The organism is Paraburkholderia silviterrae (assembly GCF_004353915.1).
Taxonomy (GTDB): Bacteria; Pseudomonadota; Gammaproteobacteria; order Burkholderiales; family Burkholderiaceae; genus Paraburkholderia; species Paraburkholderia silviterrae.
This window is the reverse complement of record NZ_SMRP01000012.1, coordinates 56,003-81,765: the sequence shown is the minus strand read 5'-3', so window position 1 is coordinate 81,765 and position 25,763 is coordinate 56,003. Positions and strand designations below refer to the sequence as shown.

General features: G+C 59.3%; 24 protein-coding genes. 10 read left to right on the top strand and 14 right to left on the bottom strand.

The features are described from left to right. Window position 1 precedes the first annotated feature (1 nt). The 7 genes from EYW47_RS22740 to EYW47_RS22710 all read right to left on the bottom strand — a co-directional run bounded on the left by EYW47_RS22740 (window position 2) and on the right by EYW47_RS22710 (window position 7,676). A complete protein-coding gene (locus EYW47_RS22740; RefSeq protein ID WP_133197096.1) occupies window positions 2–1,477 on the bottom strand; it encodes a Y-family DNA polymerase in 1,476 nt (491 codons plus the stop codon). Continuing rightward, window positions 1,398–2,114, bottom strand: a complete 717-nt coding sequence (gene imuA / locus EYW47_RS22735) for a translesion DNA synthesis-associated protein ImuA (RefSeq protein ID WP_133197095.1) — start codon at window positions 2,112–2,114, stop codon at window positions 1,398–1,400. The genes EYW47_RS22740 and imuA overlap by 80 nt, the downstream gene beginning before the upstream one ends. 642 nt (window positions 2,115–2,756) lie before the next feature. After that, entirely contained in the window at window positions 2,757–4,127 is a 1,371-nt protein-coding gene (locus EYW47_RS22730; protein WP_133197094.1) for an MFS transporter, read from the bottom strand. A 153-nt stretch (window positions 4,128–4,280) separates the two neighbouring features. Continuing rightward, on the bottom strand, window positions 4,281–4,892 hold the full coding sequence (locus EYW47_RS22725; protein WP_205710133.1) for a pyridoxamine 5'-phosphate oxidase family protein: 612 nt from the start codon (window positions 4,890–4,892) through the stop codon (window positions 4,281–4,283). Window position 4,893: 1 nt separating this feature from the next. Further along, entirely contained in the window at window positions 4,894–6,285 is a 1,392-nt protein-coding gene (locus tag EYW47_RS22720) for an adenylosuccinate synthetase (RefSeq protein ID WP_133197093.1), read from the bottom strand. A 2-nt stretch (window positions 6,286–6,287) separates the two neighbouring features. Continuing rightward, on the bottom strand, window positions 6,288–6,752 hold the full coding sequence (locus EYW47_RS22715) for a RidA family protein (protein ID WP_133197092.1): 465 nt from the start codon (window positions 6,750–6,752) through the stop codon (window positions 6,288–6,290). Window positions 6,753–6,878: 126 nt separating this feature from the next. Continuing rightward, complete coding sequence (locus tag EYW47_RS22710; RefSeq protein WP_133197091.1) at window positions 6,879–7,676, bottom strand: AraC family transcriptional regulator; 798 nt, start codon at window positions 7,674–7,676, stop codon at window positions 6,879–6,881. 126 nt (window positions 7,677–7,802) lie between these two features. Between EYW47_RS22710 and EYW47_RS22705 the strand changes: the two genes are divergently transcribed. Beyond that, entirely contained in the window at window positions 7,803–8,657 is an 855-nt protein-coding gene (locus EYW47_RS22705; RefSeq protein WP_133197090.1) for an alpha/beta hydrolase, read from the top strand. A 694-nt stretch (window positions 8,658–9,351) separates the two neighbouring features. On the opposite strand, the gene EYW47_RS22700 is transcribed toward EYW47_RS22705, so the two are convergent. Beyond that, window positions 9,352–10,260, bottom strand: coding sequence for a LysR substrate-binding domain-containing protein (locus EYW47_RS22700; RefSeq protein WP_133197089.1), 909 nt, complete (start codon window positions 10,258–10,260; stop codon window positions 9,352–9,354). A 168-nt stretch (window positions 10,261–10,428) separates the two neighbouring features. On the opposite strand from EYW47_RS22700, the gene EYW47_RS22695 reads away from it, so the two are divergent. The 4 genes from EYW47_RS22695 to EYW47_RS22680 all read left to right on the top strand — a co-directional run bounded on the left by EYW47_RS22695 (window position 10,429) and on the right by EYW47_RS22680 (window position 15,289). Then, window positions 10,429–11,850 carry an amidase family protein gene (locus EYW47_RS22695; RefSeq protein WP_205710132.1) on the top strand — a complete coding sequence of 474 codons (1,422 nt, stop codon included), beginning with the start codon at window positions 10,429–10,431 and terminating at the stop codon, window positions 11,848–11,850. A 151-nt stretch (window positions 11,851–12,001) separates the two neighbouring features. Beyond that, on the top strand, window positions 12,002–12,211 hold the full coding sequence (locus tag EYW47_RS22690; protein ID WP_133197087.1) for a DUF3311 domain-containing protein: 210 nt from the start codon (window positions 12,002–12,004) through the stop codon (window positions 12,209–12,211). 18 nt (window positions 12,212–12,229) lie between these two features. Continuing rightward, window positions 12,230–13,615: a sodium:solute symporter family protein gene (locus EYW47_RS22685; RefSeq protein WP_133197086.1), complete on the top strand. Its 1,386-nt coding sequence runs from the start codon at window positions 12,230–12,232 to the stop codon at window positions 13,613–13,615. Between the two features lie 501 nt (window positions 13,616–14,116). Further along, window positions 14,117–15,289 (top strand): porin, encoded by a 1,173-nt coding sequence (locus EYW47_RS22680; protein ID WP_133197085.1) that lies wholly within the window; start codon window positions 14,117–14,119, stop codon window positions 15,287–15,289. Between the two features lie 523 nt (window positions 15,290–15,812). On the opposite strand, the gene EYW47_RS22675 is transcribed toward EYW47_RS22680, so the two are convergent. After that, window positions 15,813–16,538, bottom strand: a complete 726-nt coding sequence (locus EYW47_RS22675; protein ID WP_133197084.1) for an RES domain-containing protein — start codon at window positions 16,536–16,538, stop codon at window positions 15,813–15,815. Next, window positions 16,535–17,206 carry a hypothetical protein gene (locus EYW47_RS22670; protein ID WP_133197083.1) on the bottom strand — a complete coding sequence of 224 codons (672 nt, stop codon included), beginning with the start codon at window positions 17,204–17,206 and terminating at the stop codon, window positions 16,535–16,537. The genes EYW47_RS22675 and EYW47_RS22670 overlap by 4 nt, the downstream gene beginning before the upstream one ends. 295 nt (window positions 17,207–17,501) lie before the next feature. On the opposite strand from EYW47_RS22670, the gene EYW47_RS22665 reads away from it, so the two are divergent. After that, window positions 17,502–17,711: a helix-turn-helix domain-containing protein gene (locus tag EYW47_RS22665; protein WP_133197082.1), complete on the top strand. Its 210-nt coding sequence runs from the start codon at window positions 17,502–17,504 to the stop codon at window positions 17,709–17,711. Between the two features lie 470 nt (window positions 17,712–18,181). Here the strand turns inward: EYW47_RS22665 and EYW47_RS22660 are convergent, their stop codons facing one another. Together EYW47_RS22660 and EYW47_RS22655 are read right to left on the bottom strand one after the other, a co-directional pair. Beyond that, complete coding sequence (locus EYW47_RS22660; RefSeq protein ID WP_133197081.1) at window positions 18,182–18,517, bottom strand: hypothetical protein; 336 nt, start codon at window positions 18,515–18,517, stop codon at window positions 18,182–18,184. Between the two features lie 127 nt (window positions 18,518–18,644). Beyond that, window positions 18,645–18,923 carry a hypothetical protein gene (locus tag EYW47_RS22655; RefSeq protein WP_133197080.1) on the bottom strand — a complete coding sequence of 93 codons (279 nt, stop codon included), beginning with the start codon at window positions 18,921–18,923 and terminating at the stop codon, window positions 18,645–18,647. Window positions 18,924–19,460: 537 nt separating this feature from the next. Here EYW47_RS22655 and EYW47_RS22650 point away from each other — a divergent pair. Then, window positions 19,461–20,657, top strand: a complete 1,197-nt coding sequence (locus tag EYW47_RS22650) for a helix-turn-helix transcriptional regulator (protein WP_205710131.1) — start codon at window positions 19,461–19,463, stop codon at window positions 20,655–20,657. Window positions 20,658–21,188: 531 nt separating this feature from the next. Here EYW47_RS22650 and EYW47_RS22645 read toward each other — a convergent pair. Further along, window positions 21,189–21,683 (bottom strand): SET domain-containing protein, encoded by a 495-nt coding sequence (locus EYW47_RS22645; RefSeq protein WP_240763857.1) that lies wholly within the window; start codon window positions 21,681–21,683, stop codon window positions 21,189–21,191. Window positions 21,684–22,238: 555 nt separating this feature from the next. Here EYW47_RS22645 and EYW47_RS22635 point away from each other — a divergent pair. Next, window positions 22,239–22,586, top strand: a complete 348-nt coding sequence (locus EYW47_RS22635) for a hypothetical protein (RefSeq protein ID WP_133197077.1) — start codon at window positions 22,239–22,241, stop codon at window positions 22,584–22,586. Here EYW47_RS22635 and EYW47_RS22630 read toward each other — a convergent pair whose 3' ends face one another. Beyond that, a complete protein-coding gene (locus EYW47_RS22630; protein ID WP_133197076.1) occupies window positions 22,587–22,928 on the bottom strand; it encodes an H-NS family nucleoid-associated regulatory protein in 342 nt (113 codons plus the stop codon). Window positions 22,929–23,614: 686 nt separating this feature from the next. Here EYW47_RS22630 and EYW47_RS22625 point away from each other — a divergent pair. Both EYW47_RS22625 and EYW47_RS22615 read left to right on the top strand, forming a co-directional pair. Beyond that, window positions 23,615–24,220, top strand: a complete 606-nt coding sequence (locus EYW47_RS22625) for an H-NS histone family protein (RefSeq protein WP_133197075.1) — start codon at window positions 23,615–23,617, stop codon at window positions 24,218–24,220. A 691-nt stretch (window positions 24,221–24,911) separates the two neighbouring features. Continuing rightward, complete coding sequence (locus tag EYW47_RS22615; protein WP_205710130.1) at window positions 24,912–25,763, top strand: hypothetical protein; 852 nt, start codon at window positions 24,912–24,914, stop codon at window positions 25,761–25,763.

The window sequence follows — 25,763 nt, the reverse complement described above, 5'->3', positions numbered from 1 at the left end:
CCTAGCCGAACAGCCCATGAAGAAACCACCGGGGTTCGCGTTCATCCCGGCTTCTGACGCGCTCCCGGTATATCCAGTAGTGCAGATGGTTTTCCGCCTCGGCGACGAAGTAGTCACGCGTGACGACAGCCCCGTCCTGCCAGCCGCATTCGATGCGCTCACCCGGCGAGACGATGCGCAGCGGTGTTCCGTAGAACGGCCGGTGCCCACGCATGATGAGCTGGACGGGTGCGTCGAGCAGCCAGGCCGGCCGGGGCAGATCGCGGGGAGGGTCGTGGCGGGCGCGCGGCGTTTCACCCGACGTTGGCACCCATTGCGCGGCGACCTCAGGACGATAGTCCGCCACCGGGCCAGAACGCAGCACGTTCTGTGCACCCAGTCGCGCGACCAGCAGTTCCATCAACCGTGCGTGATCCTGGGGTGAGCCACCCGGCTCCGGAAACAGCGATTCGCTGGGCGCTTCAGCCTCCCGGACATCCTTCGCCTCAAGGCGAAGGGCGATGACTGGTGCCGCGAGCTCGACGCGCGCGAGCCGCTCCTTCAGCAGTCGCACAAGATGCTCTTCGTGCCACGTCGGCTCACCCAGCGCCACCTCGAGCTCCGTCGGGGCAATCGCATCGCGGCCGCGCTCATGTTCCAGCAGGAGGACAAAACGGGCGACGGCGAGCTGGCGTGCCGCAAGCCAGCCGGTCATCTGGAGCGTCAGCCGTCGCGCAGCGAACAGCGCGGCCTCCACATGCTCGATCCGGTCCGGCAGTTCGACCCGTGCATCGAACGCCGGCGGCATGGCCAGCCACTCGTGGACCTCGGGTGCCGCACCTGTGGCGCGGTCGAGCGCGTCCAGGAGGGCCGTGCCGCAGCGCTTTTTGAGCCCCGCGCGTGGCAAACGCATCACGTCCGCCATCGTGGTACAGCCGAGTCCGTCAAACCATTCAGCGTACCGCCTTGCCGCCGGCAGGGCGCTCACGGGCACACGGGCGAGCGCGCGACGCTGCGAGCGCTCGCTGAGCGCCACGCCGCCGCCCGTACGTGCGAGCAGCCACGCCGCTTCAGCCGTCGCGGCGATCGATGTCACGCAGGTCACGCCAAAGTCGGCAATTGCGCGGCGAATACGTTGTCGCAGCGAGCGCAGGCCGCCAAACAGCCGCACGCTTGCGGTCACATCGGCCAGTACCACATTTTCGTCTGCCATCACGACGTTGGGGGTGAACTGGAGCAACGCGAAAGCCACCCCCTGCATCGTCGTCTGTTCGCGCGCCGTGTCGCGCTCGCGGATATGCGCGTGCGGCGCGAGCGTGAGCACGCCGCCGCGGCGCATGCCCTCGACCACGCCCAGCGAACGCGCTCCGGCATCCATATCCAGCACACGACCCTTGTCCAGCACAACGGTCCCGGCCTCAGACGCTGGCATGTGCCAGGTCGGGCAAAAACTCTCGATGGGCAGGCGCGGGAGATGAACGCCGATCCAGTGGTGCATTGCGATTCAGAAGGACTGGAGAAGGTGACAGCGGTACAAAGACGGGATCGTCCCGATGAGGGCCACGACGTTTGACGAAGGAAATGTTCACGCCGCCCGGTGTGGGTGCCAGCGCGATCCGTAACGGCGCGGGTGACGTCGCGCTTGCCGCAGCCATCGGACGAAACAGGAAGAAAAGCGTCTCGGCGCGCTGTGCCGCGAGGTGCAGCCGGCGCAGCGCATCGGGGTGGATCTGGGATTGCCAGAAAAGCACGGCGCCCGCTGTGCCAGCACGCAGGATCTGCTCTGCCGCCCAGAGCGCGTCGGCGGTGGAGGCGGGTTTCAGGACATGGATGTTTTCCTGTTTCAGCCCCCACCAGGTCAGCGCCGCCGGCTGAAGCCGGTGCGGTGGCTGCACCGCAAACACAGGCCGTTGGGCGACCGCCGCAAGCGCTGGCTGCAGGAGCCGGAGTTCGCCGCAACCCGGCTGCGGAAGCATCACCTCGGTCAGGGAACCGGTGGGCCAGCCGCGTCCAGGCAGCTCGGAGTCCAGCGGGTCGTGGCCACTGGTGATCGCCCGCCCGCGGGCGACGGCCAGCTGCGAGGCGAACCAGAGGTCCGGGTGAATTGCCTCGGCGCGCACGTTCAGTTGACCCATCACGCCCCCGAAAAATACTGTATGGATATACAGGTATCATACTGGCTCGGTGGCAATCTGTCACGAAGCCATGAGGCGCTTGCGCGGATAAGGGAAAACCCTTAAAATGGTTTTTGTCTCCTCCATGTCTCCACGATATGGATTCAGCCCGCCCATACCGGCGGGCTTTTTGTTTTGGGGCGGCGCAAGTGGTGGCGTGATATCAACGGCGAGACCACGGCTTCCCGGCCATGGGGGTCTGGGTCGGTGTACCCGCGGACGCATTGTGGTGCCGGCAGACGTACTGCTTCTTGAGCCGCGAGCCGTCGCGGTGAAAACGTTGATCGCCGGGCCCAAAAGAAATGGCCAGTGAAGCCAGCATACGCACGGCATCAGCGGGTCAGATTGACGATGACGGCCCGCCAAACGACTCGCCGGCATCGGCGCCGCAGCCCGCTGGGAAGGGGAGGGTAGCCGCCCGGCGTACTCGACAGCGACACCGCGGTCGAAAGGCGCTAGCCGTCCCGGAGCAGCCCTTCAGCGATGTCACGCGAACGTTCGCAACAGACTTGCAAACGGTCATGGGTTCCGCCGAAGGACTTTCCAGATCTGGGCCTGCGTCCGAGTCAATCCGCACGGTCTACTTAGGACCCACGTAGACGACTAACCGGACACGTTTTCCAAAGCGCTACCACGAGTTTCGATCCCGAAGCGCATCACCACGAACGCCGCAGCAATAAAGCAGGCCGCGCCGAAAACGAACACGCCGTCGCTCTTCCAGACCGGAAGAATCAGACCGACGATCGTCGGTCCGATCAGTGCGCCAATCCGTCCAACGAACGAGGCGAAACCGCACCCCGAAGCCCTGGCTCTCGAGGGATACAACTCCGGGGTATAGGTATAGAGCACGGCCCACATGCCAAAAGTGAAGAACTGCATCAGTGCGCCAACTGCAATCAGTGTGGACTGATCTGGATTGAGGTGCGAAACACGTCCAAACGCGAAGATCATCACCGCTGCACCCACCAGAGTAATGACACACGTTACTTTGCGTCCCCATCGTTCAACCGCCCATGCTGCCCAAAGAAATCCGGGCACGCCACCAAGCGAAATATAGATCGTAAATAGCACCGACTTCGTTACGGCGAGGCCGGATTGTTCGAGGAGTGCACCGAGCCAAGTGTTTAATCCATAGAAGCCAAGGAGTGCGAAGAACCAGAGAGAGCCAACCGTCAGCGTTCGGCTTCGGTAGCCCTGCGACCACAATACCTTTAGACCTTGTTCGTCGCGCATTTCAATCGACATCTGCGTCGTTTCCGGCAACGTCGTCAGACCCAGACGCGACATCACTGACCGCTCGATCCGATCGACGATTTCTTCTGCCTCCAGATGGCGGCCTCGCGATTCAAGCCAACGAGGCGACTCTGGAACATACCGGCGTACCACGAACAGAAATGCCGCGGGTAGCGCTTCGATCAGAAACAGTGTTCTCCAGCCGTATACACCCAGTACAAAGTAAGAGAGCAATCCTGCGGAGATGAACGCGAGGGGCCAGTTGCCGTCCATCATTGCCAGGTAGCGGCCCCGCGACTTTGCCGGAATAAACTCCGACAACATAGTCTGGGCAAGCGGAAGCTCCATCCCCATTCCGATACCGAGGATCAGCCGGAAGATGCCAAGGGAAGTCGCATCCGCAGCGCTGGAGCACAGCAGGCTGCCCACGCCCCACACGATCATGCTGACCTGAAAAACCGGTTTGCGTCCGAACCGGTCTGCAACGGCACCCGAGAACAATGCGCCCATCGCCATTCCTGCGAAGCTCGCGCTACCCAACATGCCTGCCTGCGCGCTGGTCAGACCGAACTCGCTTTTGATGGAGCCGAGAACAAAGGTCATTGTGGCCAGGTCGATGTTATCGAAGAAAAACGCCAGCGCGATGACTACGAACAGCATGCGGTGGTAGGCACAAACGGGAAGCCGCTCCAGCCGGCTTGCCGCATTGCCGCCGACCACTTCCATCCCGGACATCTTCATACATGTCTCCAGTTTCCGTAGATCAATTGAAAAGTATCGACACCGTATCGATGGTGTTGACACAATCACTATCGAACTCCAAAAGAGCTGTGACTCACGTAAAGATGCCGTTGAGTATCGCGCCTACGCCAACTTGGAAATGACTGCTTTTGCCTACTTGAAGCGGTTTTTGTCGAACGCCTCTGCCGGCAAGCCGGACACGGTCGCGCCAGACGCGAACGGGTACCGTAGATAAGGCGCCCGCGGTTGGCCCGGTGGCGAGTATTGGCCGTCCGCAAGAATGCGCTTCTTGGCTGTCATCTCGTCGATCACGCATCGGATCGCGATGATCTGGTTAGCCGCACCTTCCTCGATCGGTGTGTAGTCTTTTTCGGGTCGAAATTTGTCGAGTGCCTGGTTCTGGTGCGCTATGACGTCCTTCGCCAGATGCGTGACGTGCGCCCGGCAACGGGCGATGACGCTGTAGTACTCAAGGCTGGTGTTTTGCCCTTTGGGTGCTTTAAGTAACGCTACCGGACGATCGACTTCGATCGTCAGATGCGGGTTGGCTTCGATCGCGCGAGCAAATTTGCCAAACCGCGAACAGTGAATCAGCAACGCGTCGCCAACGAACGTAAAGCTTTGAGCCGTGATATACGGATACGGCTCGTCGTGAACGGCAGCCCGGCAGATGAGTTCGTCCTTCAGGAATTTCTCGATGGCGGGCCAGTCGGTCCACGCAAGGTCGGTGCGGCGCATCTCGGCGCGCAAGTAGGTTGGGGTCATGTCAATGTACAGGCGAAGGGGTGAATGAAATGTTGTCGGCGCGTCCAGGGCCCACACCGATGCCGACGATCGGGCACCCCACGCTCTGCTCGATAGACCGAAGCAGTTCTTCCAGACTGGCCGGAATGGTGTGCGGTCGCGAGTGGATATCGAGAGGAGGGAAAGTGGGGTATTCGGCGATAACGGGGCGAAGTCCCGCCGGCCCAGCGTGATACTCGGCAATTACGGGAACGACGCGCTTCGGTGTCTTGCTGAAGTACGTCAGGCAGTCGCACTTGTTGATGAATAACTCGTCGATCCCGTGACGTGCAACGACGTGCCGGATCTGCGGTAAGTCGAGAAGGCCAATGCGCCGCGGGCGGCCGCTTCCCGTGCCATATTCTCCCGTCAGGACACGAAGGCCCATACCGACGTCAAAGTCGTCGCCGGAGGCGAACAGCGCGTCAACATTGATCCTCTCACGCTCTTCATCGCGGCCAATTCCGTTTGTCGCAGCGTCCGCGCAATATCGTGCTGACCGTGCGCCGCCAAGCTCCGCGGCGAACGGACCGGCTCCGACTCGAGATACGACCGCTTTGAGAATACCAATCGACTTTCGATGAAATTTGCAGGGCAAGTCGCCGCCTACGTATGCATAGGCGGGCCCCGTATGGCTGGAGGTGACGAACGGCTGATCGCCCTGAACCACATCCAGCATCACCGACTGCGCGCCTTCGAAAAGCACCCGTGCCCCATTCTCAACCTTGCCGGAGAGAAACAGATCGTCATCCGAAACAAATTTCCGGACAACCTTCCACGCCGATCTGGTCGATGCCAACAGCTTCACCCATGCGGCCTCGGTCGATTCGTCGAGTGTGACGTGAAATCCATTCGAATCCGAATTCGCCTGCATCAGGCTGATGGCGTTATCTTCGTCTGCCAGCATGTCGCGCAACTGTACCGTGGTACGGACTCCCCGACGCATGCGTGCTGCGAGATCGGCATAACACGGTCCAATACCGTTGCCTGTCGTTCCGATATCTTGTCCTTGCGCGCGGTCCGCGAGAATATGGATTGGTTGAACAACGACGCAGCGGTGGCTGATGAACAACCGGCCATCGAGATCGGCGCCCTGGGCGCTCAGCGCCGAAATTTCTGCGGCAAGCTTTTCGATATTGACCACGCATCCCGAGCCGATGTATAGAACCTTGCCCGGATGGAACGCGCCCGAAGGCACCTGCATGAGCCTGGCGCACCCATGGGGCGTGTCGACCGTATGACCGGCATTGGCGCCCCCATTGAAACGCGCAATGATGTCGTATTGGTCCGCAAGGATATCGACGATCTTGGCTTTGCCCTCGTCGCCATATTGCAGCCCGACCAATACATCCGAGTATCCGGAACCGCCTTCCATTTTCATCCCTCCAGCGCGAACGTCGCCTCGACTTCGACCGGCGCATTGAAGGGCAGGCTTGCCACACCGATTGCGATTCTCGCGTGCGAGCCACGCTCACCGAAGATCTGCGTGGTCAGTTCAGACGCGGCATTGATCACGGCGGGCGCGTCGGCGAAACCCTCAGATGTCGCGACAAACCCGCCGAGTCGCAATACCCTCCTGATCCGGTTCAGATCCCCGTCTGTTGCGTGATGCGCCCATGCCAGGATGTTGATCACGCAAAGTCGCGCGGCAGTCTGCGCGTCGGAGACCGACACTGCGTCGGGGACTTTGCCGCTGAACAATGTCTTTCCGTCGCGCACGGGCAACTGCCCCGAAACGATCAGTTGATTGTCGTAAACGACATAGGGACGAAATGCAGCGGCGGGAATAGCGAGTGTCGGAAGGGTTATTCCAGCTTCGCGTACGCGATCGTAGATGGTCATCACAGCTCCTGTGTTAGCCGCCCATGCGGCGTTCACGATCACTATGAACAACTCATGTATCGCTGGCACTCGCGACAATGCCGAGTTTCGTCGCGTTCACGCCATTCTGGCGATGGCCGAGAAGGATTAGTGGCCCTCCTGGTCGACGCCCGTGCCACGGAAGTATTCCGTAGGGCTACTGCCTAGCGCCTTGCGGAACATCGCACTGAACGCGCTTGGACTGTCGTAACCGAGCTCCGCGGCGATTTCAGTGACCGGGCGACCGTTGGCCAACATCTGCACGGCGGCAAGCAGACGGGCCTGCTGCCTCCACCGCGTGAAAGTCATGCCCGTTTCTTCGGGGAACAGCCTGATGATCGTGCGTTCACTCGCTCCGACTACCTTGCTCCAGGACGTGACCGACGTCTCTTCCGCTGGATTCGCGACGATCCAGCGGCATATGCGCGCGATGCGAGCGTCGGTCGGCATCGGCAGATGAAGCGATTCGATCTGCAGCGGCTTGATTTCATCAAACAGCAGTTCGACCACACGACCATCACGCCCGTGTTCGTCATAGTCGAGCTGCATCTTGACGACCGCCGCAATCAACTCGCGTAGCAGAGGCGAAACTGAAATCACGCAGCACGCGTTTGAAGCGAGCGGCGGGCGTTGCGGGTCGAAGTAGAGCGTGCGCATCTCGATGGGACCGACCGCCTGCATGCAGTGGCGTACCCGAGGCGGCACCCAGACCGCGCGCTGCGGAGGGACGATCCAGGATCCTCCCTCAGTGGTGACGAGGATGGAACCCGCATATGCGTAGATCAACTGGCCCCGACGGTGTTCGTGATAGTCGATGAAGAACCTGTCTGGTAGATCGCGAGCCATCCCTCCTACTGGCCGCTCGATGAATTGATAGTCGTCCCGGTCTTCACTCTTTCCAAACATGGCGTGTCCTCAATCAAGGTTGTCACTTGCGCGCGGGCATGCCAAGCGCGGCGCCAGTAATTTACGGAGTGACGCGGACGCCCGAATGTTCGCTTACTCCTGCAACCCACTTCAATGAGGTACAGCATGCCGGTTTACCGCTCGTTTGATCAAGAGGCTTTGGATCAGCAGTACAACGTTCGCGCCGGAATTCCCGACCATCTGGAGATATTCGCCCGATGGTCGAGAACAGGCGCGGAGTTTCGCCGCGAACATGCGGTGATCGAAAATGTACGCTATGGCGTCGATGAAAAGCAGACGCTGGATTTTTTCCCCGCGAAGGACAAGGGACGTCCCGTCCTCATCTTCATCCACGGCGGCTACTGGCAATCACTTGACAAGTCCGACTTCAGCACGGTGGCGCTGCCTTACCTGCAAGCGAACATCAATGTGGCTGTCGTGAATTATCGACTCGCGCCGTCGGTGAGAATGGGCGATATCGTGCTGGACAACATTCGGGCGATCGACTATCTCTACCGAAACGCAGTTTCTCTTGGCCTCGATCGCAACGAGATTTTCGTGTCGGGCAGCTCAGCGGGTGGCCACTTGACTGCGATTCTGGCAGGCACCGACTGGACGAAGCATGACCTCCCCGAAGACGTCGTCAAAGGCGCTTGCGCTATCAGTGGTCTTTACGATCTCGAACCGATCCGACTGTGCTATCTCAACAAGGCTGTCAGACTCGATGAGCAAGAGGTGGCAAATTTCAGCCCCAAGTTCCATCTACCATCGACGGCTCTGCCGTTCATCCTGACCGTCGGCGGGGATGAATCCGATGAGTTCCATCGGTTGCAGGCAGAGTACCAGACGCTTCTCAACGACCACGGTCTCGACGTGCAGATCGTGCGTCAACGTGACGGGCACCATTTCGATGCCGTCGATCGACTCGGGGAGGTCGGGGGAGCGCTGTCACAGGCCGTCATCAACATGATCCTCGGCTAAATTTGGCGGTATAGAGCGGCCGGTTGCTCTGGGCGATCTGTCATTCGCGAAACATGAGCGGAGGGCCGCTTTTGGCCAACCTCGGAAGTTCGACGCGGAGTACGACCGTGCGCCGCACCATCATCTGCCAACTTCCGTAGTCGACCCGTTGCGGCCCGTCGACCCGGCGCGACATTTACGGCGGCTTTCAAGGTACAACGGCCGTTCGTTGATTGACATAGGGAGACGGGAGTTCGGCTGAAACGGACCTTCGTCGCCGTGCGATGGGACCGGCAGTTGAGTGCCTGGTCACCCACCGCAGCAACGCCCGCCGCCGAAGCATTGCGAGTCCACTTTATCTCGGTGCTAACGTGTCCGTTCTGTGCCATCGTCTGCCGGAGTCATTGCTCCAGATGGCCAGCGACTGCCTCGATACACAATGCATAGTGGACAGGAAGCGGCGTACTTCGACGAAATGCTGTTCTGAGTTGCCGTACCGTTCGTAGCTTGACAGTGCGGGGAAATTAGCAATTACACTTTATTGACGAAGCGTGCATCGTGCTTGGCGCATATCCAGTCTGCGTCCCACACCAGTGCTCAATCTCCCACAGTCATTTTTTGCATGGGAAACAAGGGAGCCCCTAGCAGCGCACATTCGAAGGTCGGCACAGTGAAGTGAGCATCCCACCCGGGCTCGTTGCCCGCGATTTTTGCGTCACGCGAGTACATCGTTCTGGCCAACGATCGATCGCCGAAAGAGTTCGGCGAGCCGTGACGCGGCAAGCGAAAGCGGGTTGTCACGTAAGGTCAGAATACCGAGCATGAGCCGTGGCAGGGACATGTCCAACGGTATGCGGGAGATTTCATCGGCATACGGCGTCACTTTCATCATGCCGGCTGGGCAGATCATCAGGACATCGCTACGGGTCAGCAGATTCCAGCTCACGCCAAACGTATTTGTCTTGATGATTCGTCTGGGAACCGCAAGCCCGCTTTCATGTAGTTCCGCCATGAGGTAGCTGTGCTGGCTTCCGGCGGACAGGTGCATCAGCCACTCGCACTCTAGAAGTTCTTCCCATTTTGTCGCGTGTTCCAAAGGGTGTCCGCGCCGACAAGCGACCATGACCTCCACGGCCTTCAGCGGTTCGAAGCTGAAATCACTCCCCATTGTCTCGGTCACCGGCGTAGCCACGGCAAAGTCCACAGCGCCCTCCCGCAGCGCGGGCAAAACCATGGGCATCAGTCCTTCTTCGAGCGTGAGATCGGCCAGCGGCATGCTGCGCCGGAAAGACCGGATAACTTCGGGCAGGACACTGAGAAACACCATAGGCGTCACAGCCACTGCAACGTGGGCTTCGTGGCCTCCCTGAAGCTGCCGGATATCCTGCCGGGCGAGCGTAAGCTGGTTCTGCGCCAAGCGGGCGCGCATGGTGAGCTGGTGGCCGCACTCGGTTAGCGTGATGCCCCGCGAACTACGCACGATAAGGGGCGCGTCCAGATCTTCTTCCAACTCCTTTACCGCCTTCGTGATCGCACCCTGACTTAGGTGGAGGCTACGCGCGGCGCTGCGGATACTCCCGGTTTCTACTAGACGCAGCCATGCCTTCAGATGGTGATCTTTCATTTGTGGTTCCGTCTCCGAACACTGCATTTTGTATCTTCTGCCGACTACCAGAAATGGTCATCAGCAAGAATTTATAGTCTTTCGGTATTCATTCTAGTCCACTAGTCTCTATCGAACAGCTAATGCAAACACCTTTGCATGCGCTCGGAAGATCGGGAGACAAGATTCGTGAGCAAGGAACTGTGGCGCTGGAGCGCCGTTAAGCTGGCAGAGCAGATCAGACGTCGCGAGATATCCTGTCAGGAAGCCGTCGCCAGTTGCCTGGCGAGGCTGGAACAGGTGAATCCACAGATCAATGCCGTGGTGGAGATACTGGCCGACCAAGCCATGGAAACGGCAGTGAAGGCGGATGAGGCGCTCGGGCGGGGAGATCCGGTCGGCCTCCTGCACGGCGTGCCGATTACTGTGAAAGTAAATGTAGACCAAGCCGGTTGCACCACAAGCAACGGCGTAAGTGCCTACCGGCACGTCGTGGCTCAAGTGGATAGCCCAGTGGTGGCGAATCTGCGCAAATCCGGCGCCATCATCATCGGGCGCAACAATACCCCGGCGTTCTCTTTCCGCTGGTTCACCGACAACGATCTCCACGGCCGTACCGTCAATCCATGGGACCCGATGCGTACCCCCGGTGGTTCCAGTGGCGGCGCGGCAGCAGCTGTAGCAGCCGGGATTGGGCCAATTGCGCACGGCAACGATCAGGGTGGATCAATTCGCTACCCCGCATACGCCTGTGGCGTGTTCGGCCTTCGCCCGAGCTTGGGTCGCGTGCCGGCATTCAATCCGTCGGAGGCAAGGGAGCGTCCCGTCGCCGCACAGATTGCCTCCGTCCAGGGGCCGCTGGCGCGCAGCATCGCAGACCTTAGACTGGGTCTTGCAGCAATGGCGGCGCCGGACTTCAGGGATCCCTGGTGGGTTCCGGCACCGTTGGAAAGTCCAGCGGTACATTTTCCTGCAAGAGTGGCGGTCTGCACGTCGGTGCCGGGCTATGCGGCAGACAATGCGGTCGTAACCGCCGTCAGGCAAGCCGCACATTTGCTTGAACAGGCAGGCTGCACGCTCGAAGAAGTTGCTCCGCCTCGACTGCGTGAGGCTGCGGATCTTTGGCTGGCGTTGTCGCTGAATGAAACCAGAGCGGGGATGCGGCAAGCCGTAGCGGATCATGGTGACGAGCCCATCCAGAGGGCGATCGCAAGCATGGTCCGCCAGACGCCAGAGTTGGAGATAGGTGGATACATGGACGCATTGTCGCTGCGCTCCACCTTGTTGCGCGAGTGGCTGGCGTTTTTCGATCGGTATCCCCTGTTGTTGATGCCCGTCTCATGGCAGCGTCCATTCCTGATTGATGCCGACCAGCAGGGTGACGACGCAATGCGCCGAATCCTCGACGCGCAAAGCCCCTTGCTTGCCACTGCGATTTTGGGCCTGCCCGGCTTGTCCGTGCCCACCGGATTGGTGGACGGCGTCCCGATGGGTGTCCAGTTGGTCGCCGGGCGTTTTCAGGAAAGCCTTTGTTTGGCGGCCGGCGAGGCCATCGAAGCGCGCGCAGGTGTTGCGGTCCCGGTGAATCCCCATTTTTCGACGCATCCGTAAACCTGTTCCAGTGCAAGGCCAGCGCAAGGGATCTGCAATCCATGTCAGGAGAGCAGTATGAATATCAACGAACGGAAGTAAGCGAGACACCGGATCCGACGCTGGTTCGCTAATAGCAATTCATAAAATGTTCAAAACAGATGGAGACACAATGCTCAAATTCTTTATTGGAATTGGCATTCCTTATATCGGCGTGATTGGCATGCTGCCGTGGATTGCCTCCGTGGATACGTTCGTGCTGGGCGTCCCCTTTATCTATGCGTGGATCTTTGCGTGGTTCGTACTGACGTCGGGCTGCCTGCTGGCGTGCTGGTGCCTGTTCGACCGCCACGCCGACGATGCGTATCCCCAAAACAGTTGAATCCGCAGGAGCACTCACATGTCGACCGCCGTCTTTCTTGGCTTCATTGTTTTTTCGCTGTATCTCGCGATACGCTCGAAAAAGGGGCGCGGCGCACAAAGCGTCCACGACTTCTTCGTCGCGTCGCGCCAGTTTGGCGCATTCCTCGTGTTTTTTCTGGCTGCGGGGGAGATTTACAGTATCGGCACGATGGTCGGCTTTCCAGGCGGCATCTATGCCAAAGGTCCGAGCTACGGCATCTGGTTCCTGGGCTATATCCTGCTGGCCTATCCAGTAGGCTATTTCATCGGACCGAAACTATGGCAAGCCGGCCAACGCTTCAACGCCATCACCTTGGCGGACCTGTTTAAAGGTCACTATAAGAGCCGGACAGTCGAACTCGTCGTGGCGGTTTCGTCAATTCTGTTTCTGCTCCCTTTTGGGCAATTGCAATTCACAGGGTTGATTGCCGCTCTCAAAGGCTTGGGTTGGGATTTCCAGCCGTTGTATTTGGTCATCATAGCGGCTGCCCTCGCGTTCACCTATGTCGCGATCTCGGGAGTGCGATCGTCCGCCTACGTTGCCGTTCTGAAAGACGTGCTGATGGTCGTCGCCATCGTGATCACCGGGCTCGCTGTCTCCAGGGCGACTGGTGTCGTCGAGGTATTCCACGCAGCGAGTCTTCATGTCAGTAATCGCATGAACACCGAGCAATTACGGTTCTCGATGAGTACCATGCTGTTCCAGTCGCTGGGGTTCTATGTGATGCCGATCGCCGTGCAGTTTTTTTTCACGGCAAAAAGCGCGAACACGATCCGGCGCACGCAGGTGGTTATGCCACTGTACATGCTGATGTACCCGTTTTTGGTCATCGCCGCGTACTACGCGATCAGCGAGAATCTGCACCTGGCGTCGCCGAACGAGGCATTTTTTGCAGCTGCGATCCGCTTGCTGCCCGGCTGGCTGCTGGGCTTGGTGGCGGCCGCCGCATCGCTTTCCGGCTTGCTGGTCCTGACGGGGCTCTGCTTGGCTATCGGCCCGATTGTGACGCGCAATCTATTGCCGCATATGCCCGAAAGCAAGCAAAAAGCCAGCGCGAAGATGGTGATTGTCTTCTATCTGCTCATATCGATCTCGATGACGCTGCTGACGCCAAATCTGATGCTCACGCTGATCAATACGACGTATTACGGTGTGACGCAGTTTTTCCCCGGCGTGATGGTCATTCTGTTTTCTCTTCGAGTCAAACCAGCCGCCGTTGCGTTGGGTATTTTGATCGGCCAGATCCTGGCGGTAATCCTCTACACGACAAATGTCGATCTCGGTGGCTTCAATCTGGGGCTGCTTTGCCTGGCCGTCAATATCGCCGTCACTGGCGCGCTGAACTATGCCATGAAGCAGACCAGAGTCCATGCGTTACGTTAGATAATCAGCCGTTCAGTCAAATAATCAGTCTTCGATGTGATAAGCAATCCGAAGTAAATAGCATTAACGCATCGTTGTACCGGCAATGCGTGCCTCATCGTGACGACCGATCGGGAGGTGCTGGAAAAGGCGCATCGGATGACTGTTACACACGAGTAATCACTGACCGCATGGCGGCGCGAAAGGTATAGCGATGCAATGAGGAGTAGTCGTACCCGCCATGCAATATCCGGCAGTAATCGCTCGCAGCGCCGCTTGCAGCAAGGCTCTGCGGCTCCGCAGTTTTCACACAGCAGAAGAATCCGAAAATTGTTGATCGATTTTGTTTTTGCCTATCAAACCACCAGAAATTGCATGGAGGGCACGATTAATCCAACTCCCAGTTGAATACTCATCTCGTTGCCAACTGCCACCTACGATTTCACCTTCACACTTTGACAGGGTGTCCACCAGAGCGGCAGCAGCCCCCATTGCCAATAATAATCCCCTGGAGATCATTCGATGAAAAAGTCGCTTCTCGCTCTTGCAGCACTGAGCGTATTCGCAGGCGTTGCTCATGCGCAGAGCAGCGTGACCCTGTACGGTATCATTGACGAAGACGTCAACATCACCACCAATTCGGGTGGCAAGCACCTGTACAACCTGTCGAGCGGCGCAATGCAGGGCACCCGTTGGGGCGTGCGCGGCACGGAAGACCTCGGCGGTGGTCTGAAGGCTATCTTCGTGCTCGAAAACGGTTTTGACCCGACTACTGGCAAGCTGGGTCAAGGCGGTCTGGAATTCGGCCGTCAAGCCTACGTCGGCCTGTCGAGCCAGTTCGGTACGGTCACGCTGGGTCGTCAGTACGACTCCGTCGTCGACTACGTCGGTCCGCTGGAAGCGGGCGACCAGTGGGGCGGCTACATCTCTGCTCACCCGGGCGACGTGGACAACTTCAACAACTCGTATCGCACGAACAATACGGTCAAGTACACAAGCGCAAACTACGGCGGCCTGACGCTCGGCGGCACATACAGCTTCGGTGGCGTGGCTGGCAACTTCTCGCAGAACCAGATCTGGTCGTTGGGTGCTGGCTATACCAACGGTCCGCTGGTTCTCGGTGTGGGTTACCTGAACGCACGCACTCCGTCGAGTCCGAACGGCCTGTTCGGCAACGGCACGACAGCGACTGGGACGTTGCCGGTTACGACGCCTGTTTATGCAGGCTTCCAGTCGGCTAACACGTACCAGGTGATCGGTACGGGTGGTGCTTACACGTTCGGTGCGGCAACCATCGGTGCAACGTACTCGAACATCAAGTTCATGGACCTCGGCTCAAACGGCGCGTCCGCCTTCCAGCGTGGCGATACGGCCACATTCAACAACGCCGAAATCAACTTCCGGTACCAGTTGACGCCGGCCCTATTGCTGGGCACAGCGTTTGACTACACGAAGGGTAGTGAGGTTGCCGAAGCAAACGGCAAGAGCAACGCGGGCGCGAAGTACTACCAGTTCTCGGCGGGCGCAGACTACTTCTTGTCGAAGCGCACCGACCTGTACCTCATCGGCGTGTACCAGAAGGCTTCGGGTACGGATTCGACTAACCACTCGGCGGTCGCAGCGATCACCAACCTGGCGCCGTCGGCGAACGACCGTCAGTTCACGGCTCGCGTCGGCATCCGCCTAAAGTTCTAAAGTGACGCCTTAGTTAACACAGCGAAGTCTCAAATCTGAAACGCAATACCCTGACTTGTTTAGGGTATTGCGATGGAAAAGCGACACCAACAACTGAAGAGCGGCTGGCGATAGGATCGATTCACTCTGTGCACTGATTTTCCCGGATTGTGGTCAGCTTGTCTGAATGCGAACGCGTCATCGCCGATCGTTTAATGTCGGCTGGGCGTCAATGGGCCATGCGCATGCATTGGTCAGAAACTCGCAGCGGTCTACGTCTCCGTGGCCGATACTCGAATTGCGGTTATCAGGACACGCAACATCGTGTGACTCAGTTCGTTCGGAGAGGGAGCTAGGAGAACGACGGCAACGGCCGACGACGCGCCCGACATGATCCCCGTGCCAAGGTCCGGTGTCCGGGTGGAGCCGACATTCGAATGTCCGCGTGAAAGCGCGCGCCAATGGCCGTAGATGGCCGGCTACTGCCCGACGCCGCGTGCACAAAGAGAGCGGGCGCCTTGATTGCTGAAGCGTGAGCAGAAGCCTAGCGCGCGTCGAGCTCAGGCGGCGGTGTGCGCATGGGGTCGTCGCGAAATCGCGCATAGATCACGGAATCGACGAATTGCTCGATCGTGATCTTGGCATCGGCAAATAATTCCGCTGCCGCCCAATCTGCCAGTGCAAGTGCCGGATAACCCTTTACCCGATGCGAAGGGTAGACGAAGCCGTCGGGCCGTTGCCCCTCCGGCATCAAGAGCATGGCTTCGCGCATGCGTAATCCAAACCACTGACAGGCTTCATGGTCGCGCTCGGAAATCGCGTCCTGGAATCCGAGCCGGCTGCTGTGGTCCTCGCCGAGGTTCCACAGGACAAGTGGCCGCGGGAACTGGATTGAGGCGAGGACACCGACTTCCTCGGCGTTCCGGGTGATGTGAAATCCATTCCCGGCGCCGCGATTATTGAGTACCAGTTGGCTCTCCCACGCTGCGACCAGGCTGTCCATTCCGAGATAGACCCAGGTGAAGGGCAGCTTGCCGTCGTCTCCGACCAGTTCTATGGGCGGACCAAACCGGTGCGCCCTGAAAGGCGACGCGGTCCCGACGTACCGAGGATCATCTACCGCCCGCACGAAAATCCTGTCGGCTTCGTAGGTGTAATTCTGCTCGCCGAGCGCTTTAAGGATCTGCCCTGCAGTCGGGACGAGGCCCTCCAGTTCGCGTGGCAACTGGCATTTCACTTCTTCTTTGTTTGACATCGGCGCCTTGGTCATTCCGAGCCAGCTGCCTCCATCCTGGCCAGCGTGCTGATTTTGGCCAACCGCTGCTTCACGGGTAGCGAGAGCATGCGGGTTTGCTCCGGCGCCACGTGCTCACGGTCCTCGAACGGCATCCCGGCCAGAACTTCGGCCGGTGAAAGCTCGTTCAGTGCGTCCTGTTCGGACATGAAAAAGGTGTTGACCTGTATCCGTGAATTGCCTTGAAGGATCTGAAGCAAGGCTGGCAGGTGCGAAGGAACGTCGCCCACGAACTGCCACACAGGATAGGCGCGACCGTTCTTCTTTCCGATCGGAACCACGCTGTAGAACTGCGTGTGGTCTCCACGGTAGAGCGTGCTCTTCGACATGCCGGTACGTCCTATCACTTCCTCAGGGCTCCATCTAGCGACCGGCAAACGGGACGCGCCAGCACCGCCTGCGTGTTCGTTGTCCTTTATGAGCCAATCGGCGAGCCGGGACGCGACCTCCTTGCGGGTCGCGATGCTAACGAGCCCCGCTTTGGCTTCGGCTCCGGATTTCGCTTTGAGCCGCGCCAGTACGCCTGCCAGCAGGTCCGCTGCGACCTTGTCAATCAAGGCGTGCGCATCACCGACGTACTGCCCGTTCACAAGCGCCCGCAGGTCCGCTTTGGAGTCCGGCTTTCGTTTGGTTGCCAGTTCCATTTCCACTCCTGTTCAGCAATTCAGGGAAGGTGCCGACGGGCGAGAGTATGCGGCACTCGGGGCGGACACGGCGGCCGTGAAAAAGGGCAGGTGGGGCAGCCCGCAGTGCCCCTGCAAGCAAGCTTCAGCCTGGTTGCCCTGGATCAGCGTTTCCGGTCCATGCCTAAAATCATAGCATGTTTTCCCATTTTTCCCGGGATTTCCCGTTTTTCCCAAGCCCCCCAACCGTCCTTGGGTATTGGTTGACGCTTGAAGTCTCCGCCGGATATGACAAAATGTCACTCCAGATCGTCTGTTGACGGGACATTTCGTCAAAATCGCCATGAAACCAGCTGACCTCTCATATGCGCTGGCCCGCCTCGGCTGGACCCAGGCAACTTTCGCGGAATATTCGGGCTACGATCGCCGCACCATCAGTCGATGGATTAGCGGCGAATCGGCCATTCCGTTGCTCGTTGACCGGCATCTCGATCTGCTGCTGGCCATTCGTGACCGTCTGCCCTGAGGGCCTTTTTCCCCCACGAGGCGCATGAAGCACGGCGGCTGTTGCCGTCGGAGCCGCTAGCCTGATCTTGGCAGTGGATCTGTAATGTCGAGATTCGCATGGCGAACAGCGTCACGCGTCATGCATGCCGAGCGAGTCGGTGATCCGGACGCCTGCTGCGTTGCTGGGCGACGGACTCCCAGAGGAGGGCAGGTGGCTTCGGCGCGAATGCGAACGGAATATAGTCGTCCTGTTGCTACTTCTCGAGCCGTAGTAGGTATCGGGGAGGAGCGGCCATCCCGTACCGTCGATCGACGACAGGTCATCGGCCGAAGCGGTCATTGGTTGAATGACGTATATCGTTCTCGCCGAATGACCGCTGTTGTGGGAAGCCCCAAAGCGCACCGGAACCCGACTCGCTCCGTGGGCGCCCAAACGAGGGCAGTATCCGGTTACTAATTCATAGTGGGTTCGCATACAACAGGTAGAGCTTACAGACACCCACCATGTAACGTTTGAGGAACGCCAGGGGCTTTGCACGCCCATCCGTCGATCGTCTCGTCACTCCCGCAACTCTCGAATGTTTTTTCATTCGGACGCAGGGTCGAATAGCCGCCGGCGAATGGCTTACTCTTCGAGAACGAATAAGTTATATTTATCGGATAGTTGCAAATGTTTTTTATTCTAAAATCAGATTCGCCATCGAAGTTTGCGATTTGAATGCATTTGTTTGCATCAGGAGATGAAGACTGAGCAGTTGCCGAGCAAGCATCAAAAGCGAGCATCAGAAAAATAAATAGTCTCGGCGATACAAAAATAATCTTCATGACGTCACCTCAATCGCTGTTTCCCGTCGTTTTCGCGTATAGCTAAACATTCGAGGCGCCGGAAGGGGGCGCCTCGTTACGAAACTGAATGGAATCCGACAAAAACGGTTGTAGTTCTCTTCAGGCCTCAGTGGAGGCCACCCGCATTGACCGTTCCAGTGACTGGCGCACTATCGTTCGGCGCCGTATGAATCAATCCATCCGGAGAATATGCTCCCCCTACTTGTGCGTCCGCCTGTCTCGTATCAGCATGCGGATCATAAGAAGCGCCACCAGACAAAGCATTATAATTTTGATTAATCGCCCGGCCAGAGGTAGTTCCCGATCCATTCGTCACATTTTGAGCATATGAAGTCGATACGGTGAGTACCGAAATGGCGAAAACTATTGCAAGCTTGCCAAACATACAAACCTCCATCAAACGTCAAGATATTCGCATACCCAATAAGGTGCGCTTTTCATTATCTGCAGCTATTGCCCTCCATCATCGTTCTGTGGCTTGTTACCTGACGCAGATATTGCGTCCCAAACGTTGCGGTGTCATGCCTCATTTGGGGTAGAGTGCGGTGGTTCTGTGTGTGGCGTCGCACATTGCGTTTTCTATCAGTTTGTCCGCCGCATAGACGATCAAGGCAGTTGAATAATGTGAGACTCACGAGTCAGTACAGATGATATTGCGCGGTCGCATGGCGCGGCTGGAATTCAGGCGATCCACAACCGCAGCGACGCGGCCAACGAGACTAAACTGTATTGCCAAGTCGATTTTGAAGCGCGAATTTGTCTGGGGATATCGCGCAGTCGCTAGTGTGTCGACACTTCAGTCGACGTGTTGTGCTGCGATCATTTCATCTCGTTGGGTCGGTGATACGGGGCGTTGCATCGGTCGGTGGATTGCGTTTCATGCAACGCACGCCGCGACCGCAACAGGCAAACGGAGCACGCTATGAGCAGCATTGACACGGAAGTGCTTTCCACGTTGATTCATCTGATCTACGCCGCATCGACTGACCAGTCGAAATGGCGCAACTTTCTTGACCGATTCGCGACAACGGTCGGTGCCGAAGGCACGGTGCTCTTCATGCACGATTTCAGTGATTCGACGGTCGTGCTGCGGGACGGCGAGAGCGCGCTAATGGAAAACGTGCGTTTTGATCCCGCCTTCATTGCGTCTTACGCGACCTACTACGCGCGGTGTAACGTCTGGGCCCAGGCGGAGGACAGGATGCCGGCCGGCCGGGCTATCACCTCGGAGATGCTCGTACCATTCTCGGCGCTGCAGCACTGTGAGTTCTACGGCGACTGGCTGCGGCCGCAGAACCTCGCGCACGCGCTCGGCGGTGTGGTGTTGAAGACTGGCAATCAGGCGATCAAGTTCTCTGCGTTGCGCTCGCGGCACGCAGGCATGTTCGGCGATGACGCGCTGCGACTCTATGCGGCCCTGCTGCCGCATCTGTGTCAGGCATTCGATATCCACAAGCGGTTCCGCGCATTGCGCGCCGCGAACTCGGGGCAGATGCGCGCGCTCGACGCGATTCCGATGGCGGTCTGGATGTGCGGTGCCGATTGCAAAGTGCTCTCAGCGAACCTCGCGGCGCGCGCAATGACCGATACGCCCCGTGGGCTCCGCGTCAATGCGCTCGGACGCTTACATGCGGAACTACCGGAAGACGATGAAAAGTTGCAGCGCGCGCTCGCGCGGGCCGCAGGCGTGCGTGTGCAGCAGCCGCGCATTGGTACCGCGCTCGGGCTTGCGCGCCTGTGCTCGGTTACTCGGATTTCAGCGATGGTGACGCCTGTTCACGAAGCGACGGCGGATATCGATGCGGAAACGGCGGTAATCGTGTTCGCGTCGGATCCGGACGACGGCCTGACCACACCAGAAGAGTTGCTTTGCAAGATCTACGGGCTGACCCGACACCAGGCACGGCTTGCTGGCTGGCTGATGCGCGGCGAAGGCCTCAAGGCATATGCGCAGGCTTACGAAGTCGCGTACGACACTGCGCGCTCGCATCTGAAGCAAGTGTTCGCGAAGACCGGCGTGAAGCGGCAGGCGGACCTGGTCCGTTTGCTGCTGTCGAGCGCGGCGCTGATTATCCGGTCTGAGGCAGACGCATGGCGCGCGCCGGTGCAGATAGGCTAATGGGGCAGACGATGCATTGCGCACGTCGTTAATCGCTGTCCATTCTGTGGGGCGTTTTCTTAAAGTTGGCGGATTCTGGAGCCGTGCCTACAATCGGCAGGAGGACGAACGGTGGTCGGGCCGTTCGCTCATTCATTTTCGCAGGCTAAGCCGGCGGACAGCTGCGACCGCGACTAATCGCGTACGAGCTTTCCCCAACCACGATGCCCCTCTATTCAGGGGATTTGTCGAAGCGACTAGTATCGTTTTGGGAGTCTCTTCGAACCCCGAAGCTGCCATTCGATTGGCGCACGGTCGAGTGGCCGGAAAGGGTCGGGAAGACTCATTGGATGGCAGTGACAAGTGACATTAGCCCACGCCTGTTTGCGAACGGCAGCAAACCAACCTGCTGCCGACGTAGCGCCGCATATTGCCGAACGTCAGCATTGGCCGAATTGCGCGCTTAGCGCGTCAGTCAGGTTCTGGAGTACTGCAGCCGTTCAAATGGCAGGTTTCCCCGCTCGCTGAACGACAGGTTGTGGCTGGCCGCTGCTATGCCGCGCGATCAACCGCGCGCACCCGATCGCGCCAGGCGCGGCCCAGCACGGTTCCGCGGCAATGCCTTGTCCTGCAACGGCAGGCGTATTCGCTGAGGGATTTCGTTTTCGATGGAACCGCGCGCGCGTAGTCGATGAAGCGCTCCTCGCCGGGCGCAATGTTGCGGATGGCCTCGATGTAGACGCGGCCGCCTTCCTCAACCGCGTCGCAGTTCGCGGTGCAGGCGTGGTTCAGCCACCGCGCGCCGTTCCCGCCGCGCCCGCCATCGATCACCCGCCCGTCGGACAGGCCGAACAGGAAGGTATGGCTCGCCTCATCGCGTCGCGCGTAGTGACGCGACGCTTCCCGCCAGGTGGTTACGAGTCCCCTGTATTCGATGTCGCAACGGATGACAGATTTAATATGTTCTCCGTCTGGCAGTGATCCAAAGAGCCGCCCCGCATCATCAACCTGACCTTGGAGGCTGCACGGCAGGGGAGGGTGTTGCAACTAACAGTCGAGCGCCCTGTATTCAGGCAACGCCTGACGGCGGCCACGAGCGCGTGCAGAAATGGGGGTTTGCCGGACCTGAGGCCGGTCCCCGGCGCGCAACGTTCGTGAAGGGCCGTCATCCAGCGGGGCCGTCTAGAGAAGCCTGAGGTTGTGGATCTGTCCAATGGACGGCGGCCGTTCAATGATCAGTCTGGCGACATATTCAACCAGCAGTGCGCGCAGGATGTTTGCAGGTACGTTGGCCACGACCTGTGACGGAACGTGAATGATGAACTTTTCCGGTGCGGAAGCGAGACTGTTCGCAGGTGGTTGGCGCCGTTGTACACAGCATGGGTATCTCGCTGCGAACAAGTACAGTGGGAAGTGTAACGAGGGCGGGGCAATGCCGGAGGAACGTTAGCCCCGGCCTGGCATGCCCGCGGCGGCGGTGGGCGCGTATAGTTTGCGCCGGCAGCCACGCGGATAAGGGTACCGGTTATGGGAGGCACATTGCCGCCTTCAACGAGGATAGTCAATCGTTCGGTGATGACGGGTGGACTAACGATGACGCTTATGGATGAAGAGACGAAAGCGGAACTGCTGGCTTTCCTGGTGGTGGGGCAGCTTGTGGCATTGGCGCGCAGTGGTGACTGGCTGAGGACGGACCATCTGATCGAGTCATCCTGGATCTGGCTGAGTTCGAACGGTGCGCGATGCGGCTGGCTCACCCGCGCCCGGCTGGTTGCCGCAGCACGGGAGCTGGCTCCGCAGGTGCATGACTGGCCTTTTCCGAAAGATGAAACGGGTCTTCTGCGGCTTTTCAATCTGCAGTCGGGCTGGTTCCTGGATTACCGGAGCGAAATTGTGCAAAGGTTGCACGCCTTCTGTGCAGAATATCTGGAGCGGCACATCACGGGCTAGTCAGCCCACAGATGCCAGCGATCGCACGTCTCTGGCGAGGCGAGTGCCGGCAAATGGATCGTTGCGCCAGTCGACGCCCCTGGGCTTGCGCGGCAACTGACCGGTCACGCCTTTGACTGCAAAATGCTCGAGCGACTGCCCGGCGCTCGTCGCCTGTTGAAGCCACTGCGGTATTTCGCCCTTGCCGTCCCAAGTTTCCCCTGCGGCGTTGCAATAACGTGTTTCTCCCTGCCGTCGCTGATCACGTGCGATTGATTCAGCGAGATCGTCGGGTTCGATACCGAACGCCGCCATTCTCCGACGCAGATAAGCCACCATGCTGTCCCGTTTGCGTTCGTCCACGCTTCTTACCCTTCCAGTATCTAACTCCGCCATATGCCGGCTACCAGGATAGTTATGCGGCGCGCTCGAAGCGCTTCGACACGTGTCTCCAGAGCGTGGCGGCGATTGTAGCGGTGCGTTGCGCGGCTTGCATATTGCCGCGGACCCTGATGAACCATTTTGCCTCTGTACCGCTGCGAGCATTGCCGCCATGTCAGTTGTGGAAATTCACACTGGCATATATACCGCGCGGGCAGGTGAGTCATTCACGACGAAACACTGTCTGATGGGCAATCGCACCTGATGAAGTGCGAGTGCTTCCGTGCGGGGCTCTCACAATCTCGTCAGCAGGCAGGCATTCCGGTCGCAGATAAAGGTGGCGTGTCGCTCGAATTCTGGTCCAACGGTGTGCATCGACTAGATATCGTGTGCTCAGGCATTCAGGGGAAATTCATGCATCCGTGATGCGTTAACGCGAAGCAGACGAGTGGATTTCCGGTAACAGTAACCAGCGAGGAAGGATCGAACTGATCCAGGGACCGCGCTCAAGCGCCAATGCCGGGGCTTTCAGTTTGCACGTGTGGATCGTTGACGCCATAATCAGCGTCGCGATGATGGCGTCAATCGTGACGGGCCATAACGAACTTCGATGTGCCAGGGAAGTTTCAGGATCGCATGAATCGAATACCCGATAAGGAGAGGTGGCAATGGTTACTCTGGATGCGATCAACTTGAAGATAGCAAAACTGCAGAAACAGGCGGCAACAGTCGCAGAAAAACAGGCGTCGACCGGACTGACCAAAATCCGTGATCTGATGCACAAGCACGGACTGAGCGTCGCCGACATCGAGAGCTTTGTCGGCAAGAAGCACGGCAGGAAATCGTCCGCTTCGGCAGCCGGCGGTGTGGCGAAAGCGCCTCGCGCGAGTGGGTACCACGTTGCACCCAAATACGCCGATCCGAAGACGGGAGCAACGTGGACTGGCCGCGGGCGGGCGCCGGCCTGGATCAGCGAGGTGAAGGATCGTTCAAAGTTTCTCATCGACGCAGGTGAGAAAGTGAAGACCACCAGCGCGAAAACCGCTGCCGCGAAAAAGGCGGTAACGAAGCGGGTAGCAGCGAAAAAAGCCGTGTCATCCGTAACGACCAAGGAGAAGGCACCTGCGCGAAGCGCTGCTTCACGGGCGAAAGCTGGACGCTCGCGCAAGAGCGTGGCGACTGTGAAGAAAGCCGCAGCGCCGCGCAAAGTCGCAGCGAAGAAGGGCGCTGTTGCCGTCCAGACGACCGCCGCGCCTGAAGCCGCCGCAGAGTGAGTCCCGGTCCGGTTGTCGCGGTCAGGTCGTTTCTCTCTGTACATGTGTGACAGGCGACGACGACTGACGACACCGGTTCCGTTAAGGTGAAGCGCTGCATCGCTCTGGCGACGCGGTGCTTTCATCAGGAAACGCGGACCAGGATTCAGCAGCACCCGAGACATCCATGGTTACCCGTTTCGAGCTCGTTGCACTCGCGCCGCCTCATGACAGCGCACCGGAGTCCCATCCCCTGTCGGTCACCGAGTTGATCGCAGTTTGCTAGCCCGGCATGAGCCGCGCCCAGCTCATGGAGCGCGCCCGCAGGCTGGGGATGCGTACGTCACTGCGTGCCGAGCCCGGCTTCGGTGTCGATTGCCTGACGCGTTTCAGGCTGACTCTTGCCCTGGCCGGCGCGAGCAGTCGAACTGCGTGCGCATTTGAGTACTGTGCACAGGACGCGGAAAAACGCCCGGCGCCGGAAGCTGTCCTCACCTCCCGCGCGTGATGTCAGGCAGGGCAGCCTCTTTTAGCCCCTTCATAAAATAGCTCCCCGGCTTCGCCGTTCCGGGGGAGCGCGTCTGGGTCTCTGGAAGATGTTTTCGTCTTGCCCCGGCGCAGGCCCGCGTCCGTGCATGGGCCGCTTTCGAAGTGCGGTGGAATCGGTTAATCTGGTCACTCATCCCGATCAACGCTTCTGAACGTATCGACCATGCAGCAGCTCGATATCTTCGCCGACAGCCGTGACGTCATGTTGCGCAATGACGTACTGGAGAGACTGCAGCAGCGCGATGCAACACCCGCACGTGCCGCGCTGATGCGACTCACCGACGAATACCCGGACGATGAAGCGTCGCCGGCGCTGGCCGCGCTGGTTCGCGCGCTGGAAGCCGGGTCAGCGGCTCCCCTTGTTGACCACGAGGCCTTTGCTCAAACTCATCGCGTCCTCGCAAACGAGGTGGTACCGGCCGCGCAGCGTGTGCTGTCCAGGCAGACCGTCCAGGCCTGGCTGGCTCCGCTCTGGCGATCGCTTGCCCGACGGGCGGCGGGGCTTGCGTTTCGTGCTGCCGCGGAGGATTGCCACGCAGCGCCCGTGTGGCTTCGGGCAGGTGACTGGGAATCGGCCCGGGCCAGCGTCGAGGGCATAGAATCCTGGTGGCGCATTCCTGCCCCGCTCGCGTGGATGACGGACGCACGCTACCGGTCTGAGGGGCTGGATGCCGCCTGGCCGCTCCTCGCCGAACTGGCGTGGCTGGCACCCGTGCGGTTCGCGGCGTTGCTGTCCGGACTGGGTGACGCGTCGCTTGACGCGCTGCGCCGCCGCTTCGATGCCGGGTTCGCAGGCACGGGGGACGTCGAAGACTTCATGTGGTTCCCGGCCTTACGCGCAAGAGGAAAACAATGGACACCAGTCGGAGCCTTGAAAATACTGGGATCAGCTGTCTGCGAGGTGTCCATCAGATTAGCCGAAAAAGTGGACAGAACGACCGTCGGAGTGTCCATCTTCCGCCGCAAGTTTCGCATGGTCGGAAGCCCGATCAGGCAAGGCTTCCGACTATGCTAG

What these genes read in the sequence shown, in the direction of transcription:
- EYW47_RS22740 (WP_133197096.1), bottom strand. Translation starts at nt 1,477, where the DNA reads ATGCACCACTGGATCGGCGTTCATCTCCCGCGCCTGCCCATCGAGAGT.
- imuA (WP_133197095.1), bottom strand. Translation starts at nt 2,114, where the DNA reads ATGGGTCAACTGAACGTGCGCGCCGAGGCAATTCACCCGGACCTCTGG.
- EYW47_RS22730 (WP_133197094.1), bottom strand. Translation starts at nt 4,127, where the DNA reads ATGAAGATGTCCGGGATGGAAGTGGTCGGCGGCAATGCGGCAAGCCGG.
- EYW47_RS22725 (WP_205710133.1), bottom strand. Translation starts at nt 4,892, where the DNA reads ATGACCCCAACCTACTTGCGCGCCGAGATGCGCCGCACCGACCTTGCG.
- EYW47_RS22720 (WP_133197093.1), bottom strand. Translation starts at nt 6,285, where the DNA reads ATGGAAGGCGGTTCCGGATACTCGGATGTATTGGTCGGGCTGCAATAT.
- EYW47_RS22715 (WP_133197092.1), bottom strand. Translation starts at nt 6,752, where the DNA reads ATGACCATCTACGATCGCGTACGCGAAGCTGGAATAACCCTTCCGACA.
- EYW47_RS22710 (WP_133197091.1), bottom strand. Translation starts at nt 7,676, where the DNA reads ATGTTTGGAAAGAGTGAAGACCGGGACGACTATCAATTCATCGAGCGG.
- EYW47_RS22705 (WP_133197090.1), top strand. Translation starts at nt 7,803, where the DNA reads ATGCCGGTTTACCGCTCGTTTGATCAAGAGGCTTTGGATCAGCAGTAC.
- EYW47_RS22700 (WP_133197089.1), bottom strand. Translation starts at nt 10,260, where the DNA reads ATGAAAGATCACCATCTGAAGGCATGGCTGCGTCTAGTAGAAACCGGG.
- EYW47_RS22690 (WP_133197087.1), top strand. Translation starts at nt 12,002, where the DNA reads ATGCTCAAATTCTTTATTGGAATTGGCATTCCTTATATCGGCGTGATT.
- EYW47_RS22685 (WP_133197086.1), top strand. Translation starts at nt 12,230, where the DNA reads ATGTCGACCGCCGTCTTTCTTGGCTTCATTGTTTTTTCGCTGTATCTC.
- EYW47_RS22680 (WP_133197085.1), top strand. Translation starts at nt 14,117, where the DNA reads ATGAAAAAGTCGCTTCTCGCTCTTGCAGCACTGAGCGTATTCGCAGGC.
- EYW47_RS22675 (WP_133197084.1), bottom strand. Translation starts at nt 16,538, where the DNA reads ATGACCAAGGCGCCGATGTCAAACAAAGAAGAAGTGAAATGCCAGTTG.
- EYW47_RS22670 (WP_133197083.1), bottom strand. Translation starts at nt 17,206, where the DNA reads ATGGAACTGGCAACCAAACGAAAGCCGGACTCCAAAGCGGACCTGCGG.
- EYW47_RS22660 (WP_133197081.1), bottom strand. Translation starts at nt 18,517, where the DNA reads ATGAAGATTATTTTTGTATCGCCGAGACTATTTATTTTTCTGATGCTC.
- EYW47_RS22655 (WP_133197080.1), bottom strand. Translation starts at nt 18,923, where the DNA reads ATGTTTGGCAAGCTTGCAATAGTTTTCGCCATTTCGGTACTCACCGTA.
- EYW47_RS22650 (WP_205710131.1), top strand. Translation starts at nt 19,461, where the DNA reads ATGAGCAGCATTGACACGGAAGTGCTTTCCACGTTGATTCATCTGATC.
- EYW47_RS22635 (WP_133197077.1), top strand. Translation starts at nt 22,239, where the DNA reads ATGGATGAAGAGACGAAAGCGGAACTGCTGGCTTTCCTGGTGGTGGGG.
- EYW47_RS22625 (WP_133197075.1), top strand. Translation starts at nt 23,615, where the DNA reads ATGGTTACTCTGGATGCGATCAACTTGAAGATAGCAAAACTGCAGAAA.
- EYW47_RS22615 (WP_205710130.1), top strand. Translation starts at nt 24,912, where the DNA reads ATGCAGCAGCTCGATATCTTCGCCGACAGCCGTGACGTCATGTTGCGC.